Consider the following 20,557-nt stretch of genomic DNA (forward strand, 5'->3'; position numbering starts at 1 on the left):
ATTTTTTTTAATTTTATTTTTAAGTATTAATACTCTTTAAATTATTACTAAAAATTTAAAAAATTAGGATTTTAATAGACCAATTTTTATAAAAAATAGTCATAGTAGACTTAAAAAATATTTAATTTTTATAGATATATTGATGTATATCTATAATAATTTTTTTTAGATTTTAATCTTTTATTTTTATATTTTTAAATATAAATTTATTTATTATAATGCTTTTAAGATTTCTCTTGTAATAGTATTAGCTACTTTGTCTAAAACATAAGGAGTAATTGGAACATTATCACGAATAAATCTATTTGTACTAATAATTTTATAATTTTTATTAATTCCTTCTTTTCTAAGTGCATTAATTACAGGGTTTGAATCATCAAATTCAGAAATGTCTTTTACAGTAATTTCTTCTTCACCAATTCCAAAAATTCCTCCAGTTCCGATTACAGTAGCTCCATTTTCATGAGCTTTTTTAATGATTTTTGCTGCTGTAGGAATAGTATCACCACCAGCTATTTGGATAGCAACTACATCTCCTTGAATTTTATCAATATTTTCATCAGTTATATCTTCATTATAATTATTAACTGCTCTAAAATCAGGGTCATGTTTACAAAGTTCTTTTAATAATTCTCCTTTGTATTGTCCAACTTTTCCACCATTTAAATGGAATATAATATCTCCATTTGAAATTTTTTGACCATCAAATACATTGATTACTTTTGGTCCTCCTCTATGTACTTGTATAAGATTAATTCCAATTCTAAGACCTAATCTTCCAAAACCTATTAAATCAACTGTTCCTTTTGGAACTTTTGCATCTTCTGCTTTTTGAATTTTGTCACTCATTTAATCATCTTCTTTATTTTTAATTGAATTTAAGTTTATATCTTTCCAAGGTAATCCTATATCAATGATTTCTGTAGGAATACCTATTTTTTTTATTGTTTTTTCTAATTTTATTAAACCTGGAATTTCACAGCTATGGTGGTTTGTATCAATTATACTTATTCCAATATTACGAGCAAGTACTGCTCCAGCTTGTGTTAAGTCTCCAGAGATTAATAAATCCATATTAAGTTTTTTTGCTAATTTTATATATTCTAAATTATTTAATCCAAATCCTGAAATTACTGCAATGTTTTTAATTATTGTGTCTTTATAATTTACTACTCTAACAGAATTAATATCATTATTATTTTTTTTAATTCTGAAATTACTGTCTATTTTTAAAAGTAATTTATTTATATCTGTGTTTCCTTTACAAATACGACCAATTTTTGTAGTTTTATCAAAATAATCTATAACTTTAAGATTTAATGATTCTGCAAGAGCATCATTTGCACCACCATCAATAATATCCCAATTTGAATGTATTGTATAATTAGGGGTTTTTGGATTAAATTTTGGAGGGTGGTGTGTGATAATTAATGTATCTTTGTTATAGGTATCATATTCTGGATATAAATCCATCATAATTTTAATATCTTTTATATCTAAATTTTTTGGATTTAATTGGCCATGATATCCAATATCATCATTTTTTAATGCTAATTCTTTAGGAATCATTTCATCGATTTTATTAAATAAATCAAAAGCTTTCATTTTTATCATTCTTTTAGATGATTTAATTTTTTATACTTTAAAGTCCTTAGAATTTAATTCTTAAATTTTAAATTATTTTTTTATACTTTAAAGTCCTTAGGATTAAATTCTTAAATTTATTTTAAAGTGTTTAAATTTTTATAAGAAATATGATTTTCAACAGACCTATTTCTTTGATAATTTATTAGCATTCAATAATATTACTTTCTAATTTTTCTAGATTATTTTTAATGAGTTTATCAACATTTAATAATTTAATACTTGATACTTTTATTGCATTTCTAGTAGCTATTTTAATGAATTTTTTAATATCTTTTTCTTTAAAGATAATATCTTCATAAAATGTCATTTCTGCTGCACTATAAAGTACTCCATCTTCATTTAATGCATCGTTAATACTTTTATTTAGTATTTTTATTGTAAATGTCATTGTACCTGATGTTTTTGTGTTTAAACCTTTTGTTTTTATATATGCTTTTTTATTAGCATTAACAAGATTTAATCTTTCATGTATATTATTTTTATTTTTAAGTAGAATATCATTATCTTCAGCTGTAGGATCTTCTATTAAAAAGGCTTTACATTTAATTTTACTTGATTGTTCTGGATTTAATCCTCCAAATCCTGTAGTATCAATTATTATATCTCCTTTATAAATATCTTTTAAATCAGAAGAGAATTCTATATTTCCTTTTTTTAATTCTTCTCCTCCAATAGAAGTATATAATAATTCTTCAAGATGAGGATATATATCAATAAGAATAATTTTTTCAAATTCTTTATTTAATGCTTTTATGATTCCTAGACCAGTAAAATATGTTCCAACAACAATTAATTTATCTTTTGAATTTATATCATTATTCTTTTTTAAAGTTTTAATCCAATTAACTACACTTTCAGTTTTTATTTTGGTAATATAATTTATAATATCTATTACTTTAATTTTTGAGACTATTGTTAATACTTCATTACTTATTCCAGTATGATAATTTAGTTCTTTTATACTTTTATTTTCAAGTTCTGTCATTTAATCACATTATTTATTGTTTTTGGGATTTGGAAAAACCTATTTTTTCAAGGGCTTCTACAGTTTCATTATAGACAGCGTCTTCTATATTTATTTTACTTATTGCATGTGAAGGGGATGATCCACTAGTTAAAATTCTACCTTTATTATCCATAAATATTAAAAGTGAACCAGAACCAGGTAATCCTAATCTACCTCTTGCGATTATTAAGTCTGCATCACTCTGATCTACAGCTAATAATCCTTTTGCAATTGCAGGATATCTATCTGAATCTGCAAAATTAGTATTTATTTTTAAGTATTCTGCTTTTGGTAGGTTATATTCATTTAAAACTTTGTTTATGACTTTTACTTTTATACCATTTTTATTTGGTATAACTATCTTTTTAGCATTTTTAATATATCTTTGAATTGCTTGAACTTCTCTTATTGTATCTCCAGTACGAGTCCCATTGATTGATTCTTCAGTTGCATTTTTAATAATTTCTTCAAAAGCCATTTTATCCCAATTTTTAATAATTTAATATATTTAAAGTTTTATTAAAATTTTTATAAAAATTTTACTAGTCAATTATTATTTTACTAATAGATTATATAACAATTGTTATTTTTTATTGAATTCTTAATCTTTATAGTTTTAAAAAAATTTTAGAAAAAAGTTATTCTAATAATTCTATAAAAAATTTAAAAATAATATTTATTTAGCAGCAACTGCTATATTTCCTTCTACTCCAAGACCAAGACTATCAATAACATTAACAACTTCTGTTAAATTACCATACTCTGGTGATCCAACTCCTCTTACATATAATGGGTAATCTTCTGGAATTACTGTAGCTAAATTACTTGCTCCAGCATTAAGAGAATATTCTACATTTTCAGGACCAATTGTTGGGGTTGGTGCTGTGATTCTAATTTTTGGATATAAAATACGAGTAATTGCAATGGTTTTTAATTGTTCATCAACAGGGCATACTGGAACATTTTCCATTGGAGTATCTTTATATGGGTGAAATCCCATAATTGGAATTTCTCCAAGTGTTTTAAATCTTTTTAAGAATCTAAGATGGTTAATTCTATCTTGATAAGATTCTCCGACTCCTATAAGTAAACCTGAAGATAATTCTAAACCTGCATTACAAACCATTTCACAAGCATTAATCCTATCTTCCAAACTGTCACCAGGTTTTAATTTTTTAAATAATTCTTTATTAGTTGTTTCAAGATTAATACATATGGTGTCTGCATTATATTCTTTTAATTGATTTACTGATTTTTCATTGAGATCTGCTCCAACATTTACAAGGGTTTCAAGGTTTGTATTTTCTTTAATGATTTTCACTGCATTTACTCCTTGTTTACCTTTATATCCGTATCCTCCAGAACAACTTATTCTAGGGATACCTGATTTTTCAACACATTTTGCAGCTTCTAAAATTTCTTCATTTGATTTGTAAAATGCATTGTAATAACCATGGCTTGATGTTTTTGCAGCAAATCCACAATATTTACATTTTGGTTCAATAAGACATTTATTTGTTAAATGTATTGTAGAAGTAAGTTTAATTTCATTATAATTTTGACTACGAATATCTGATGCTACTTTCAATAACTTTTTCAAATTACTTTCATTATCTATTTCGAAAAGCTCAAGAAGTTCACTATCTGTTAGCTCCTCATTATTTTTAACTTTACTAAGTATTTCGTCTATCATTGTAAACACCAGATTATCTTATTAAATATTTTCAAAATCTATTGATTTTTGAATATTATTAAAAATTTTAGAATTTATTTAGACTATGTTGAAATATTATTTAAATTTCAAATCCACAAAATTATTATTAATTTATAAATGATTTTCAACAGAATCTTTTTTATAAGTTGTATAAAATCATAAGTTAAAAAAAGGAAAAAGGTAATTTAAAAGGACTTATTGTCCTCTTTTACCTAATGCTTCTAAGACTGTTGGTAAAATTTCTGCAGTAGGACCGAAATTCATTGAATCAGCAGTACCTAATAATGCAGCTGGGTTTAAACTGTCTTCCATTTTATCAATACCAACATCTTCCATAAGAGCAGTAACTTGTTTTAAGGATTCTGCAGCCATCATTTGAGCAAATCCAGCTGGAGCTCCTAAAACTTGAGTTACAGTATCCCTGTATCCTAAGATACCTGCGTAAGTAATAGCAGTTAATGCGGAACACATATCACATACAGGACCAAGTAAGTTTGCAGGTAAGGTGTATGCGTTTCCTCTAGCTTTAGTACCTAAGTCTAATAAAGTTTTTACAGCTTCATCAGATGCGTAACCTTCAGAAATGTAAGCTTGTCCTTTCATTTCAGGAACAGCTCCTGGGTGGTAAGAACAAACGTTTAAGTCGCTACGTCCTAAGTCATCAAAGATACCTTTAAACATTGGGGTAGGAATAGTACATGCGTGAGTAATAATTGCATTTTCTGGGATAGCATCTGCGAATTTTTCAATAATTCCTTTTTGCATATCTCCTTTTGGTAACCAGGTCATTACCCAATCAGCATCTTCTACTGCTGCTTTATCATCAGTAGTAGTAGTCATACCTAAATCTTCTGGGTTAGTAAAGTGGATTGCACCTTTTGGTGGAGTAGGTAAATCTTTAGCTACTTCTTTAACTTTTTCCCTAATTTGTGGCATGATTTTTTCAGGATCTTCTTTGTGAGCTGCAATTACATCTTCATAAGCAAAATCGTCAATAATAGTTAATCCATTTTCAAATACTGGATCAGATACTACTACTTCATCTACACCAGCAAGATTTAATAATTCTGCACCCATTTCAATAGTTGAGTGAGTCATTGCTATTTCTGGTTTATTTACTTTTTCAGCTACCTCACATGCTCTTGAGAAGTTTGTAATTCCACTTGCAGCGTGAGTTCTGTAACATCCAACACCTAAAATTGCTACTTTCATTTTCATTGTCTCCTTAAATATATTTATTTAACTACTTGCTCTGTACATACTTATGTATTTATATTTAATACAATAATTTTTAAATTAAGGGTTAGATTTATAGTTATAAACTAAAATATACTATAATCTATTTAATACAATAATTTTTAAATTAAGGGTTAGATTTATATTTTTATAAAAAAAATTGTTAATTAATCTTTAAATTAATTATCTCTAAAATAAACTTATTCATTTATCAAAATAAGATTTCTTTTTAATATTTTGTATGTAGCATAGTAGTAATATTATTTTTATTGAAGTCTATATATAAACTTTTATAATTGATTTTTTGTAATACTTTTTTTATATTTTTTTGAGACTTTTATGCTTATTTTTAAATTATTGTAGTTATTATTCTTATATTTTTGTTATTTATTTTGTTTATATTTATTTTATATCAATATAAAAGTTTTTTTTATCTTCTATTTTAATTTTAAATTGTTTTTATCATTTATTTTTATACGGTTATTTTTTGTTTTTGTAATACTTTTCTTTATTTTATTTTTTTAATTTTGGATTTTTTAATATTATTTTTTATAATATTATAAAGAGTATTTATATTTAAAAATTAAAATAATTTCAATAAAGTTTAATTTTATTTTTATTATTTATTGGTTTTGTTTATTTTTTTCATATTTATCTAAACATTCTAGAAAAATTTATATAATATTTTACTTATAATTTAATGTGTATCTATATACTTAGTTTATAAAATCAATTTTTTTAATTATAATATAAGTATCTAGATATTATTTAAAAAAAGAGTTGATTATAATGGAAAATAAATTATTATTAGTATTAATTGGGATTCTAATTATAATTGCTTGTGTTGGAATATATTCTTTTAGTTTAAATCCTTCACCTAGTAATAATAACACTAATATTACTAATGCTACTAATTTCACTGCTAATAATTCTACAGTAAATTCTAATAATTTTTCTAGTAATGAATCTTCTGATTCTTCTGTATCTGAAGATAAGTCTACTTTAAATCATAATGATACTTATTATGAAATGGTTAATGGTGAAAAACATTATATGAGTGAATCTGATTATGCTAAAAAATATCCAGAAATTTATAAAGAAAGAAAAGAAGGTAAATTTCAAGATGTAGGTTAAATTATTTACATCTTTTTATTTTTTTAATTCTATTAAAATTATTTATATTTTTGATTATTTGTTTAATTTTTTAAATGCTCTTTTTATTCTATTTTTTTAATTTTTTATTAATGTTTACTTTTTTTATTTTTAAATTTTAATTATTTTAAATATTTTATTCTAATTATTTTGTTTGTTTTTATTAGAATCAATTATAAAATTATAAATATTTACATTTAGTATAAATGTATAATATATAACATTTAGTTTAAAATTATTTAAAGACTAAACACTTATCTTAAAAATAAAAATGTGTGATTATGATGTATGATTTAGTTAAAGAGGCTGTAAATGATATGGATGCTGCTTTAGAATTATCTAAAGCTAAAAAAGATGTTACTGGGGTGGTTGATGCTATTAGTCAATTACCTCTTGATGATGTTTTAAAATTAGGTTCAAATTTTAAAAAATTCCCTCTTGGTTGTGATATTACTGAAGCTGTTGTTGGAACTTGTGCTTCTGATTTAGAAGAAATTGATTTATTAGGTAATTGTTATTTAGCAAATAAATTAGGTACTCCAATTCATATATGTGCATATGCATTTGCAGATATTGGTGAACGTTTTGGTAAAACTGGTTTAGAAGTTATGCAAGAGGTTTATGATGCAGTTGATGTTCCACTTGATTTAGATCATTTTGGTATTAATGGAGCTATGAGATTTCCAAGACCAATTACTGCTTGTGGTGGTGATTGTTATAATGAAGGTCCAGGGTTTAAAGAATGTCCTAGGGGAAGGATTCATGAACGTCTTATTGATAAAGAATTAGCTCAAGCAGGAGATAAAGAAGAATGGGTAAAATTATCTTCTTCAGTTGCTGTTAATGTTTCAATGCAACAAACTGGTGAAGCACATGCAGCACCAATTAGTGAAGCTCAAGATACAGCTAAACTTGCTAAAAAATATGGTAAAGGTCTTGAAACAATCATGTTTGTTGGTGATGGTTATGATGATGTTATAACTGGTTTTGAAGCAGCTATGGGTCTTGGTACCGATGTTTTTGTTATTGAAGGTGGACCATTTAATAGAGCTAAAGATACTACTGATGCATATGCAAGAACTATTGCTGCAGCTAGAATTTTAACTCCTGGAGGAGTTGTTGCAACTAATGGTGCATATGAACATGAATGTAGAATTGGTCTTAGAGCTGGTTTAAATATGATTATTACTGGTTTTCCTAAAAATCATCATGGTTATATGTGTGGTTATGAACCAGGTACAGCAAGAAGAGGTAAATTTGGTCTTCCACGTATTTTAAAAATCATTAAAGAAGAAGTTCCTTCATCTTATGATTTACCTATTGGTAGAAATGAAATGCTTTCTATTGCAAGAGCTGTAAAAATAGTTGGTCCAGATAAAATATATCCAAATAAAATTGGGGACTTTAAACTTGGAGATGCTCATTGGGCTACAATGGTAAATGCTAAAATGTATAAAAATCTTAAAATTAAAGATGATGTTGAAGGTATAGCTTCTAAAGTAAATGGAAGTAATGTTGGTTTACTTGGTGGTCGTTTTGTTTCATGGGCTTTAGCTCAAGAATTAGATAAACAAGGCATTGATGAAATTACTATTTCTGATATTGATCCATGGATTGAAAAGGTAAGTGTTGATAATTTACAATCATGTCTTAATGCTAATATATTACCTGCTCATGGTAATGATAAAGCAATGGCTGAAAAAGTTGATACTTCTATTATTACTTCTACAATGAGACCAATACATGATGCAATGTTAAGATCTGTTCCAGATGCAATAACATTGTTCTAATTCCTTTTTTATTTTTTCTGTTGAAAACTATTTTTATTAATATAAATTGTATTTATATTGAATTTTAATTTTAAGAATTTTTTTAAAATTAATATAATTTCAAAAAGACATATTTTTTATTGTTTTTTTTAGTTTTTCTGTTGTTTTTTTATTGTTTTTTGTTTATGTTTTTAGTTTTTTTTTTAGTTAATTTTTAAATTGAATATTTAATATTCTAAAAATCTTAATTAGATTAAATCATAGATTTAATCATATTGATTTCTTTTTTACTAATTGTTTTAAAAGTTAATATTAAAACAAAATAAATTATAGCTCCAATTATTGAAACAAGTATAATATTGATTATTCCTATAGGATTTATTAAATATACTATAATTCCCATAATAATAGATGCAATTATTATTTTTATAGTGGATTTATGTTCGTAAGGTAAAGGCATATATCTTTTTGATACAATTGTAGTAACTGAATATGCAAATATATAACAGATTAAAGTTGATATTGCAGCACCTAATATGCCTATTTTTGGGACAATTAATATGTTTATAATTATATTTAATATTGCAACAAAAATCCATAGTTTACCAAGTATTTTGGTATTCTTTTCTAAGATTAAAATATTATTGGTAATACCATAAATTCCCATAAATATTGCACCTAATGCAACAAATGGTGTTATTATAAAACCTTTTTGTGCAATATCAAATGTTGTAATACTTAATAAAAGAGATTTTGAAAGTATGCTTAATCCTACAGCTGCAGGAATTGTTAATAATAAGTAATATTTCATTGAATATTTCATGTATTTATTAACTTCGTCAATATCATTTTTTTCATAGTATTCTGGAAGTATTGCAGGAAGTAATACTGCAAATGGACTTAAAAACATTAAAAGAATACTACCAAGTGCATAACCTGGAGAATAACAACCTACTGCAGCTGTACCTAAACTAATACTTATTACATATTTATCTGAAGAATCAACAACCCAACTAGAAATATTACTAGGTACTGTTGGAAGTGCAAATTTAATTTCTTCTTTTAATGTATTAAATTTGAATCCAAATCCTAAATCGTGTACAATATTAATAGACATCATTAAAAATACTACAAAATATCCAGTAAACAATCCCCATGCAACAGTTTCTATTGGATAATGTGCCATTGTAAGATAAATACAAACAAATACTCCAATATAACTTTGAAGGATGAGGTATATTGAATATTTTTTCATTTTCTTTACAGTTCTATAATATGAAATTAACATTAAATTTATACATGCAAAAAAGGATATTATGACTGTAATTTTAAGAATATTTAAATTTCCATTAAATAAGCTATTTGCTAAAGGTTGTGCAAATATTAAAAATAAACTACATATGATGATTGTTGAAATGGTTGTAGTTGTAATCATTGGATAAAATGATTCTTTAAATTTCTTTTTATCATTTTCTGCAGATAAAAATCTTACCATGGTATAAGGTAGTCCTAAATTAGCAATATTTGGTAATAATGCTACTGTAGTTAAAATTTGTGACCACATTCCATATTCTGCAGTTGTAAATGATTTGGTGATTATTGGAATGAAAATAAGACTACTTAAAGATATTAATATGTTTGTAATACCTACAAGCCCTATTCTTTGAACAAATTTTTTATATTCAAGCAATATATCACCATTTAAATTATAAAACAAGTTATTATATTAGTGTATTTAACGTCTTAATTAAATAAAATCTTTTTTTCAATAGATTATAATTATTTAAAAATAATATAATATTTTAATTATTTATATTATTATACTTATTTAAAATTCTTAAAAAATATTTTTTTAAATTTTTAATTATTTAAAATATTATTAAATAATTTTTTATCAAATGGTTTAAAAAAGTAATTTTTATTATATTCATTTGGTTTAAATTTGATATTATCAAATAAATCTTTAGGAGAATTAACTTTTTTTACAATACCTTTTTTTATTAAGGTATCTAAATATTCTATACCTGGAAGATTTACAATATAAGTTATACAATCAAATTGTAATCCTTCATAAAGTCCTGTAGAAAATGCTCCTATTTGATACTTACTTTCTGCAAATAGTTTATAAAGTGGAGTTTTACTGTTATCAATAACTGTAAATTTATTGTCTTTTCTAGCTTCTACAAGTTCTGGATAATTTTCTTGCCAATTATTATATTCTCCAGGATGGAGTTTATATATAATATTAAAGTCTTTATTTTCTTGGTTTATTATTTCTAAAAGTTCATATGCAAATTTAGATAAATATTCTCCTATTACTCCTTGAGATATAAAAAGAATTTGTTTATTTTTCTTAGTTATTTTTTTAAATTTTTTTGAGTTTTCTTCAAAATAAGAGAATCCTATAGCTTGTATATTTTCTTTTTTTATTGGGTAATTACAAGCGTACTTCCAATATTCTCCAAAACTAAGTAATTTATCTGGGAAATATTCAATTGTCCTATTGTTTTTTATTTTTTCATAAGGGTATGAGTAACCCATATGATACTTACTTATTGTACCATGTTGTAATTCATAAATTGGAATATTTAAATCATGGCATGCTGCAACAAGTGCTTTATTCTCATATGCTACAACTAAATAAACTTGTTTTGGTCTACGTTTATTTAATAATTTTTTATATTCTCTATAATCATATTTAAAATTTAAAATATGGTCTTTGATAATTGGTTTGAGATTAATATTAATATTATATCTATTATTAATTTCTTTTTCTATATCATTGATTAATTTTAATTCTTTGTCTGTAAAATTTAGTTTTCTTATTTTTTTATGAATATAAGATCCAAAAAGAATTCTATCATTGTATTTTATTTTTTCTGATTTTTCAGTATAATGTTTGTTTAAATAAGGTGATTCTATAATCTCATAGCTTTTGTTATTATTTTTAATATGGTCTTGTAAAAAATAAGAGTATATGTCTATATATTTATTTTTATAAAATACTTTTCTTGGATGATCAAAGATTAAAATATCTTTTTGATAGTTCTTGCTTAATGGATTAAAGAGTATGCTATTTTTAATAAATGGTAGAAATGTTTTAATTTTATCTTTAAGTGATAATGATTTTTGTTGTGCAGATTTAAAAGTATTTAATTTTTTTGTAATATCATAATATAAATACATTCTAATTATTTGCCAAAAATATACTCCTTGTATCTTTTTATGGTTTAAATTGTATTTTTCTTCAATTTCAAAAAAATTATCACCAATTTCTTTTACTGTTTTCATTTTTTAGTCCTCATTTTTTAGTTTTAAGGTTTTAATACTTTATTAATTTGACTTATCATTATCTTAAAAATATAATTTATCTAATGATTTAACTTACTTTTATCAATTAAGTTTTAATTCTATTTTATTTAATGTTTAATTTATTTAGATTAAATAAATCGGATTTAAGAAATTAATCTTTAGATTTTATTAAATTCTTAATATTTAATATTTAATTTAAATATCTATTCTAAATAAATGGTATATCTTATCTTTGTATTTTATTACAATGTATCCTATTAAAATTCCAATTATTCCACCAAAGAATACATCAGAAGGGTAATGTACTCCTTCATATACTCTAGCTATAGCCATTAATAATGCTAATCCAAACCACAATGGAGCATACTTTTCATATCTATATGTTAATAACATAGCTATTAAAAATGCAAATAAACTGTGATTTGATGGAAAAGAATATCCATTTTCTAAAATAATTTTATTAACAAAACTTTGAGTTAAATATGGTCTTGGTCTTCTTATTGTGTTTTTTATAATAAAAGATACTATAAAGCTTATAATGTAACTTGAAAAGAATAGACTGAATAATTTTTTTCCATACTTTTTATCAACTATTAAAAATATAAATGGAATTATTATAGCAAATAATGGAAATTTATCTCCTAAATCATAGGTTATTATTTCAAAGAATTTGGCAATGTAAATATTATAAAGTGTTTTATTAAAAAAATATAGTATACTATTATCTAAAAAAGGTATTCCAAACATTTTATTTGCTTCCTATTTTTTATTATTGATAATCTTTTATCTTTTTTTAATTGGTTAATATTTGAATGTGTGTGCGAGTATTGTTTTTGTTAATATTTAAACGTGTTTTCTGTGAGTATTGTTTTTTTTGGTATTTTGTTTCCTGTTTTTATTGTGTAGGTATTGTTTTTTTTGGTTTTAGTATTTGAATATATAAATTATTTTTTATACTAATTAGTGAATTAATATTTGAACATATAAAATACTCTTCTTGCGTCTCCACAATAATTAGCAGATACTAAATTCTTAATCTTCTTTTCAAATTCTGTTTTAAAATCTATTGAAGGAACATTTCTAAATTTTATCATTAATCCTGCATCAAATTTCATTTGTACATCAAAATCAGATAAAATTTTTCTCTTTTTAAGCCCCATTTCTATTAAAATATTTTCAACAATATTTATTACATCTTTTTGTGTTGAATTAATTTTTAATTGAAGCTCATATATTTTATCCTTATTTCTTTCTTTATCTTTAGAAAGTTCTCTTTTCTCACTTAATAATTTTAAGTAATTATCTATTTCTGGATAATTTTCCATTATCTCACTTCTTTTTATTGTAACATTTCATATTCTATTATATCATCTGCTTTAATTTCGATTTTTGTTTTTTTACCTATTATTTCTTCTATTTTATTTGGAGATATTCCTGTTCCTGGACGTTTATATGTTAAATCACTTTCTTTGATAATACTATTCTTTGGAATGTTATTTTTAGCTATAATAGAACGTCTTGCTTGTAATCTTGATTCTTTTTCACATTCTAATGGTATTTTTTCATATTGTCCATTTATCTTATTTATAAATTTTATATTTCTTTTAAATTTACGTACATCATCAGGATCCATTGCATGATAATGATCATTACCTATTAAAGTTTTATCTAATGTAAAATGTTTTTCAATAATATTAGCACCATAAAGATATGCTGTAGTTAATGTTAACATTTCATCATCAGGTTTTGTATGATCTGAGTACCCAATCTCAAATGTAGGGTATGATTCTTTGAGATTTTTAATCATTAAAAGGTTTGCATCTTCATATTTTGTTGGATATGAAAGCACACAATGAAGTAATCCAATTTCAATATTTGAATCAACATCTTTTATTACTTTTATTGCTTCATCTATTTCTTTCATATAAGATGCGCCTGTTGATAATATAATTGGTTTTTTCTTACTTGCTATCTTTTTAATAAAAGGTATGTTATTTAAATCAGATGATGAAATTTTATATACATCCATATATTCATCAAGATAATCTACACTTTCAAAATCAAATGGTGTTGATAAGAATTTTATTCCAAGTTTTTTACAATAATTTGCTAATTCTTTGTATTCTTCATTTCCAAATGAATCAAATTTTTTAAATAATTCAAATTGACTTTTTGTTGGTTCTTCATTTAAATCCCAATATGCTGGAGAATTACGACTTGCAATTGTTTCAGCTTTGTATGTTTGAAATTTTACTCCATCACAACCAGATTCTTTTGCTTCTTTTATCATTAATTTTGCAGCATCCATATTTGTAATTTTTTCTTTTTTAGCAATATCATAATAATTAACACCAATTTCTGCAATTAAAAATGGTTTTGTTTTAAATATACTCAATTAATACACCTTCTAATTTGAAGCTATTTTTTGAAAATTATTTTTAATTTTATTATTTAAATAATATTAATATTTCTTTAATTTTTTCTAATTCTTTGTGTTTTTTAGGTTTTTCTTGTTTTTTTTACCTTTTGCTTATTTATCTTATTTTAAATTTTTAATTGGATTATTGTTTAAAAAACTCGTATATTTTTAAAAAAAAATTTATAATAATGATTTAAAATTGAGCTTTATAATTCTATAATTTATTAAATTTTAAATTTAATATTTTAAATAATGTTTTTAGGTTTTATTAAATTAATTTTCTTGAAACCATTTAAATTTAAAATATAATTTATGAAAATAATTAGAATTTTTAAAGTTAATAAATTATATCTTTAATGTCTAAATCTTAAATAAAAATAGTAATGTTTTTAATTTTATTTTATAAAAATAGTGTTTTTAATAATTAAAGTGTTAAGAATTTAACAGTTTTAATTATTTTCTTCATTTGATTTTTTTTGTTTTTTGAATTCTTTATATTTTGAATGTAATACATTTATAATATTCTCATAGCCATGTTTTAAATCAATGTACTTCATATTTTCTGAAAGTTCTTTTCTTAACTCAAAATTATTAACAAGATTTATAAAAGCATTCATAATATCTTCATCTTTAACATTGGTACCAAGACCAAGATTTATAAATCCATTGTCTCTATTTCCAAATACATGTGTAAGTTCTCTTTCATTTTGACATATACATATACATGGAACACCTACTGAAGCAACTTCATACATTGTTCTTCCTGCAGATGTGAATATTATGTCCGCATTGTACATATATTGACTAATATTCTTTACATTTTCAAATATTCTTACATTAATGTTGTTTTCATATTTTGATTCAAAACTTTCTTTATTAGGATATCCAAGTCCTAAAATTACTGTAATACTTTTACTGTATCCAGTAGCAAGTATTGCATTTAATGTTTTTTCAGTAAGATTATTTGGATCAGTTCCACCAAATGTTAAAAGAACTTCACCAACATCTTCTTTAAGGGATTTAAATGGTTGATAATAGAATTCTCCTCTTAATATATAATAATTAGGTCCAGAGTAAAGATTTGGAATATTATCTTGGTGTTCATATAATGCATCAAATATTACATTTGCATATTTTGTTCCTTCTCCAATATCTTCAAAATTAACAATAAAGTAACCTAAATCTTTTAATTGTTTCATATAATTGACATCAGTATTTAAAATATCATTTACAATTATATCTGGATTAAATTCCATAATTTTTTCTATTAAATCATCGTTTCCATTATGGGTTATGTATTTGTAATTATTTTCACTTACAAGTTTAATTCCGAGAGGTTTATTTTCATCAAGTAAAAATATAACATCGTGATTTGTAAGTTTTGATGCTAATGAAAGACATCTATAGATATGTCCTGTTCCAATAATATTTGTTGCATCAGTTTTGAGAATTACTCTTTTTTTGTTTAATATTTTTTCTGCAACCCACCAATCTTCATAATTATCAATATCTACACTTTCTTCTTTAGATATTTCAATTAAACCGATGTTATCACCTATACGTGAATTTTCATTTATACAAGTTCTTTTTGAACCTAGAATTGCACCAGTTTCTTTATAAGTTTTAGGTAAATATTGTCTGTTTAATCTTTCTTTATATAATGGATAGAAGGATTGTGATTCTTCATCATACCCCCAACTTAAACCTCTATCATCATATACACTTATTATTGTATCAAAGTCGTTATTTACTAATTGTTCAATTGCATAATCTAAAGTTTCTGTTTTAAGAAGTGGAGAAGTTGGTTGAACTGTAATAACAATATCAAATTCATCCATTGTCCTTTTTTCTTCTTTTTGAACAGCATCATATATTACTGGATCAAGAGGAACCTCATCTTCTGCAAGTTCAGGACTTCTAAATTGTGTTTCTGCTCCATATTGCTGTGCAATAAATTGTATCTTTGTATCATCTGTTGAGACTATTACTTTATCAACATATTTTGATTGTTTAACAGTAGTAATAACATGAGCTACTAAAGGTTTATCTCCTAAAAATCTTATGTTTTTTCTAGGAATACTTTTAGATCCTCCTCTTGCTGGAATAATTACAATCACTTGTTTGTTATTATACATGACAAAAACCTATATTTTTTTTATAATTCAATACAATTATATTTATTAACACTTAACTTATTAAAACTTAATTATTTTTTTAGATTTTTGGCTATGTTGAAATCCCTCTAATTTTTAAAAAAACTTTTTTAAATTTAGGATATGTTGAAATTTCTCTAATTTTTAAAAAAACTTTCTTAAATTTAATTTTTAAATATAAATACTATTTATATTATTAAAAAAATAGTTTTCAAAAGATTAGATTTTTATAATTATTAATTTTTATATAAAATTTTAAAAGATTTAAATAACATAATATAATAATGTTTATAAATTAAATATTATGAATTTTTTAATTTATTAAAAACTTTTTATTTTAATATTTTCATTTATTGATTTTATTTTAATATATATGGACTTTAATTATTAAGAATTTTAAAACAATAAATTAACTTTTGGTGTATATAATGAAAAATATGTCTAAAGAACTTATTAGCCGTATAAATGATTTAGCAGTACCTATTAGAATTATGCATGTATGTGGATCACATGAACATACTATTATGGAGAATGGTATTAGAAGTTTACTTCCTCCTGAAGTTGAAATTATTGCAGGTCCTGGTTGTCCTGTATGTGTTGTACCATCAAGAGAAATTGATGAAAGTATTCAATTATTAGAAAAAGGTGCTATTATAACTACTTTTGGTGATATGTTAAGAGTTCCGGGTTCTGATTCTTCTCTTGCAGATAAAAAAGCTGAAGGTGGGGATGTACGTGTAGTTTATGGTATTAATCGTGCTGTAGAAATTGCAGAAAAAACTGATAAAGAAGTAGTATTTATTTCTGCTGGATTTGAAACTACTGCACCAACTACTGCTTCAGAAATATTAAATAATCCTCCTGAAAACTTTTCTATTTTATCATGTCATAGATTAATTCCTCCTGCAATTGATTGGTTAATTAATTCTGGACAAACAAATTTAGATGCACTTATTGAACCAGGTCATGTTTGTACTATTATTGGTAATAAACCATTTGAACACTTTTCAAAAGATTATGGTATACCTCAGGTTACTGCAGGTTTTAATCCTCTTGATATTCTCATGTCTGTATATATGATTCTTCGTCAAGTTAATAAAGGAGAACCAAAAATAGAAAATGAATATAAACGAGCTGTACGTTATGAAGGTAATACTATTGCTCAAGAAGCTATGAATGAAGTTTTTGAAGTAGGTAGTAGGGAATGGAGAGGTTTTCCAAAAATTCCTAATTCAATTCTTGAAGTTAAAGATGAATTTTCACAGTACAATGCACGTGAAAAATTTGATATTGAAGTTAAAGATGTTAAAGAAGCACCTAAAGGTTGTATTTGTGGTCCAATTTTAAGAGGGTTAAGAAAACCTAGTGATTGTAAATTATTTAGACATGAATGTAATCCACTTCACCCAATTGGTGCATGTATGGTATCAAAAGAAGGAACTTGTAATATTGCATATAGATATAGTTCTGATTGATTTTACAGGATTATATTTAAAATTTTAGTAATTTTTGGCTTTATTGAAATTTTCTAAATTTATAATATAATTTATTTAAATTTAAAATAAATAGTCTTTAAATGGTTAAATTTTAAATTAATTATTGTTTTAAAATTTATGGATTTTAGAGGGTTAATTTTAAATTAACTATAATTTTAAAATAAATAGATTTTATAAAGTTAAATTTTAAATAAATTGCTTTTCAATAATGTCAATTATTTATAGATTTATTTTTATAATTTGAGGAAGTATTATGGTGGATATAAAAGCAATTGCTGTAGATATTGATGGAACAATTACTGATAATCATAGAAGATTATGTATATCTGCAATGAAAGCAATAAGAGAAGCTGAAGATAAAGGTATACCAACAATTATTGTTACAGGTAATGTTGCAGATTTTGCATATGCTGCAGAAATATTTATTGGATCTAGTGGTGGTATTGTATTTGAAAATGGTGGAGGTATCTTTAAAGAATATGAAAATAATAATGAACTTTTGATTTTTGGTGATAAAACTGAAGTTAATCGGGCTCATGAACATTTGATTAAAGAACTTCCAGATATTATGGTATCTAGTGATAATAAGTTTAGGGTTGCTGAAAAATGTTATTATAAAGATAATGTTACAAGAAATCAAGTTGCTGAAATTGTTAAAGATTATAATGTTACAGTATATGATAGTGGATTTGCATTACATATTACTGATCCTAATGTAAATAAAGGTTCTTCACTTATTGAATTATTAAAATGGTTAGATATCTCTGCAGATAATGTTATGGGTATTGGTGATAGTGAAAATGACATTGAATTTTTAAATGTTTGTGGTCTTAAAGTAGCTGTTGCAAATGCTGATGAACGTTTAAAAAATATTGGAGATTATGTTTGTAAAAATAAGTATGGTGATGGAGTAAGTGAAGCTATATATAAATTTGTATTAAATAATTATTGATATTGGAGTCTGTTGAATTTTTTTAACAGTATTAATACTAGAATTAAATTTTTAAAAAATTTATTCTAAATATTAGAAGGATTTCAACAATTACAAATTTTTATATTTGAATAATTTATAAAATTAGAATATACAAAGTATTATTAATTTAATTGTTTTATTATAATAAAAATTATTTTAGAAGGAATTTTATGTTAAATGAATTATCACAAAAAGCTATTTCTGAAGTTTCAAAATATGCTGATGATTATGAAATTTATATTAGTCAATCAAATGGTATTGAATTAAATGCTGAAAAAACTGAGCTTAATTTTGCAAAAGACGAAATTCATGTCGGTATAGGAATAAGTGTACTTAAGGATAATAAATTAGGTCATGCTTATACTAGTGATGTTAATGAAATTGCAAAAACTGCAAAACAAGCATATCTTAATTCTAAAATTAATGAAGAGGATAAAAATTTTAGTTTTGCACCAAATTCTAAATTTAAATCAGTAAAAGGAGTATATGATAAACGAATTGATGATATTTCTCTTGATGATGGTACAGAATATATGAACAATATTTTTGATGTTGTATCTGATGAAAAATGTCAAGTAAGTTCTGGTGGTTTTTCAGTTGTTAAAGGAGAATCATTAATTGTAAATTCTAATGGTCTTAATGCTTATGATAAATCTACAGGATTTGGTGGTTATGTTGCAGTAAATGTTACAGATAATGGAGAATTATTTAATGCATATGATGGGGAATCTTTATGTACTTTTAATCTTGATGGTGAAAAACTTGCAAGAGGTGTATGTAAATTAGCAAAAGATTCACTTCATGGTGAAGCTATTGAAACTAAAGATATGCCTGTAATATTGGATTATCATGCAGCAGCTGGTTTATTAAATAATTTCTTAAATGGTATTAGTGGAGATAATGTTTTACGTGGAAGATCTATTTTAGCAGATAAAATAGGAAAAGAAGTAGTAAGTTCTAATTTGTCAATTTATGATGATAATACTTATGAAGGCGGTCTTTTATCTGGTATATGTGATGGAGAAGGTACACCTTCACAAAAAACTGTTATTGCAGATAATGGAATATTAAAAAATTTCATATTTGATATTTATAATGCTAATAAAGGAAATACTGAAAGTACTTCTAATGGATTTAGAGGTTCATATGCAGGAATTCCAAGTGTAGGAACTTCAAATGTAATATTTGACTTTGATGAAACTGAAGATATTTCTGAAATTGATAATGGTATTATTGTTAATAATGTTTTAGGTGCACATACAGCAAATCCAATTTCTGGTGATTTTTCTGTAGAAGCAAGTAATGTATTTAAAATTGAAAATGGTGAAATAACTAAACCAGTTAAAAAAGCTATGATTAGCGGTAATATATATGATTGTTTAAAAAATTGTATTGGTATAAAATCAAATATTAGACAATTAGGTAGTTTTGTAATTCCAAAAATAGGAGTTAATTCATTAAGAGTTATTGGCCAATAATTCTTAATTTATCTCTTAAAATATTTCTTATACTTAGATTTTAATTTAAAAATAAGTATTATTTATTATTTTAAATTTAAATAATATTTTTTATTTTTTCTTGTTTTTTTGTAAGTGTTATTTTTTATTTTTTTTATGGGTTTTATTTTTTTCTTGTTTTTTTGTAATTGTTATTTTTTTTATAATTTATTGGTTTGTATTT

Annotated in this window: 17 protein-coding genes; 5 read left to right on the top strand and 12 right to left on the bottom strand. The window is 23.9% G+C overall.

What is annotated here, in order from left to right:
• Window positions 1-213 precede the first annotated feature (213 nt).
• The 6 genes from T523_RS04685 to hmd form a co-directional block, all read right to left on the bottom strand.
• Window positions 214-849 carry a thiamine biosynthesis protein ThiF gene (locus T523_RS04685; protein WP_042707759.1) on the bottom strand — a complete coding sequence of 212 codons (636 nt, stop codon included), beginning with the start codon at window positions 847-849 and terminating at the stop codon, window positions 214-216.
• Window positions 850-1,605 carry a Nif3-like dinuclear metal center hexameric protein gene (locus T523_RS04690; protein WP_042707760.1) on the bottom strand — a complete coding sequence of 252 codons (756 nt, stop codon included), beginning with the start codon at window positions 1,603-1,605 and terminating at the stop codon, window positions 850-852.
• 184 nt (window positions 1,606-1,789) lie between these two features.
• On the bottom strand, window positions 1,790-2,632 hold the full coding sequence (locus T523_RS04695) for an SAM-dependent methyltransferase HcgC family protein (protein WP_042707761.1): 843 nt from the start codon (window positions 2,630-2,632) through the stop codon (window positions 1,790-1,792).
• Between the two features lie 13 nt (window positions 2,633-2,645).
• Window positions 2,646-3,131, bottom strand: coding sequence for a DUF3236 domain-containing protein (locus tag T523_RS04700; protein WP_042707762.1), 486 nt, complete (start codon window positions 3,129-3,131; stop codon window positions 2,646-2,648).
• Between the two features lie 198 nt (window positions 3,132-3,329).
• On the bottom strand, window positions 3,330-4,346 hold the full coding sequence (gene hmdB / locus T523_RS04705) for a 5,10-methenyltetrahydromethanopterin hydrogenase cofactor biosynthesis protein HmdB (RefSeq protein WP_042707763.1): 1,017 nt from the start codon (window positions 4,344-4,346) through the stop codon (window positions 3,330-3,332).
• Between the two features lie 216 nt (window positions 4,347-4,562).
• The gene (gene hmd, locus T523_RS04710; protein ID WP_042707764.1) at window positions 4,563-5,579 is read right to left on the bottom strand and encodes a 5,10-methenyltetrahydromethanopterin hydrogenase; all 1,017 of its coding nucleotides are present in this window, start codon (window positions 5,577-5,579) and stop codon (window positions 4,563-4,565) included.
• An 813-nt stretch (window positions 5,580-6,392) separates the two neighbouring features.
• Between hmd and T523_RS04715 the strand changes: the two genes are divergently transcribed.
• Window positions 6,393-6,737, top strand: coding sequence for a hypothetical protein (locus T523_RS04715; RefSeq protein WP_042707765.1), 345 nt, complete (start codon window positions 6,393-6,395; stop codon window positions 6,735-6,737).
• A gap of 302 nt (window positions 6,738-7,039) precedes the next feature.
• Window positions 7,040-8,545, top strand: a complete 1,506-nt coding sequence (gene hmdC, locus T523_RS04720; RefSeq protein ID WP_042707853.1) for a 5,10-methenyltetrahydromethanopterin hydrogenase cofactor biosynthesis protein HmdC — start codon at window positions 7,040-7,042, stop codon at window positions 8,543-8,545.
• Window positions 8,546-8,777: 232 nt separating this feature from the next.
• Here hmdC and T523_RS04725 read toward each other — a convergent pair whose 3' ends face one another.
• From T523_RS04725 to T523_RS04750, 6 genes are all read right to left on the bottom strand, one after another.
• Window positions 8,778-10,214, bottom strand: coding sequence for a lipopolysaccharide biosynthesis protein (locus T523_RS04725; protein ID WP_042707766.1), 1,437 nt, complete (start codon window positions 10,212-10,214; stop codon window positions 8,778-8,780).
• 170 nt (window positions 10,215-10,384) lie between these two features.
• A complete protein-coding gene (locus tag T523_RS04730) occupies window positions 10,385-11,815 on the bottom strand; it encodes a hypothetical protein (protein ID WP_042707767.1) in 1,431 nt (476 codons plus the stop codon).
• A gap of 216 nt (window positions 11,816-12,031) precedes the next feature.
• Window positions 12,032-12,583 carry a phosphatase PAP2 family protein gene (locus T523_RS08760; protein WP_052334644.1) on the bottom strand — a complete coding sequence of 184 codons (552 nt, stop codon included), beginning with the start codon at window positions 12,581-12,583 and terminating at the stop codon, window positions 12,032-12,034.
• Between the two features lie 221 nt (window positions 12,584-12,804).
• Window positions 12,805-13,161 (bottom strand): hypothetical protein, encoded by a 357-nt coding sequence (locus tag T523_RS04740; RefSeq protein WP_042707768.1) that lies wholly within the window; start codon window positions 13,159-13,161, stop codon window positions 12,805-12,807.
• A gap of 14 nt (window positions 13,162-13,175) precedes the next feature.
• Entirely contained in the window at window positions 13,176-14,231 is a 1,056-nt protein-coding gene (locus T523_RS04745; RefSeq protein WP_042707770.1) for an N-acetylneuraminate synthase family protein, read from the bottom strand.
• Window positions 14,232-14,704: 473 nt separating this feature from the next.
• The gene (locus T523_RS04750) at window positions 14,705-16,390 is read right to left on the bottom strand and encodes a cytidylyltransferase domain-containing protein (RefSeq protein ID WP_042707771.1); all 1,686 of its coding nucleotides are present in this window, start codon (window positions 16,388-16,390) and stop codon (window positions 14,705-14,707) included.
• A gap of 446 nt (window positions 16,391-16,836) precedes the next feature.
• Between T523_RS04750 and hypD the strand changes: the two genes are divergently transcribed.
• From hypD to T523_RS04765, 3 genes are all read left to right on the top strand, one after another.
• The gene (gene hypD / locus T523_RS04755; RefSeq protein WP_042707773.1) at window positions 16,837-17,883 is read left to right on the top strand and encodes a hydrogenase formation protein HypD; all 1,047 of its coding nucleotides are present in this window, start codon (window positions 16,837-16,839) and stop codon (window positions 17,881-17,883) included.
• Between the two features lie 277 nt (window positions 17,884-18,160).
• Entirely contained in the window at window positions 18,161-18,856 is a 696-nt protein-coding gene (locus tag T523_RS04760) for a phosphoglycolate phosphatase (RefSeq protein WP_042707855.1), read from the top strand.
• Window positions 18,857-19,047: 191 nt separating this feature from the next.
• The gene (locus T523_RS04765; protein WP_042707774.1) at window positions 19,048-20,355 is read left to right on the top strand and encodes a TldD/PmbA family protein; all 1,308 of its coding nucleotides are present in this window, start codon (window positions 19,048-19,050) and stop codon (window positions 20,353-20,355) included.
• The last annotated feature ends 202 nt before the right edge of the window (window positions 20,356-20,557 follow it).

This window comes from Methanobrevibacter wolinii SH (assembly GCF_000621965.1).
GTDB lineage: Archaea > Methanobacteriota > Methanobacteria > Methanobacteriales > Methanobacteriaceae > Methanarmilla > Methanarmilla wolinii.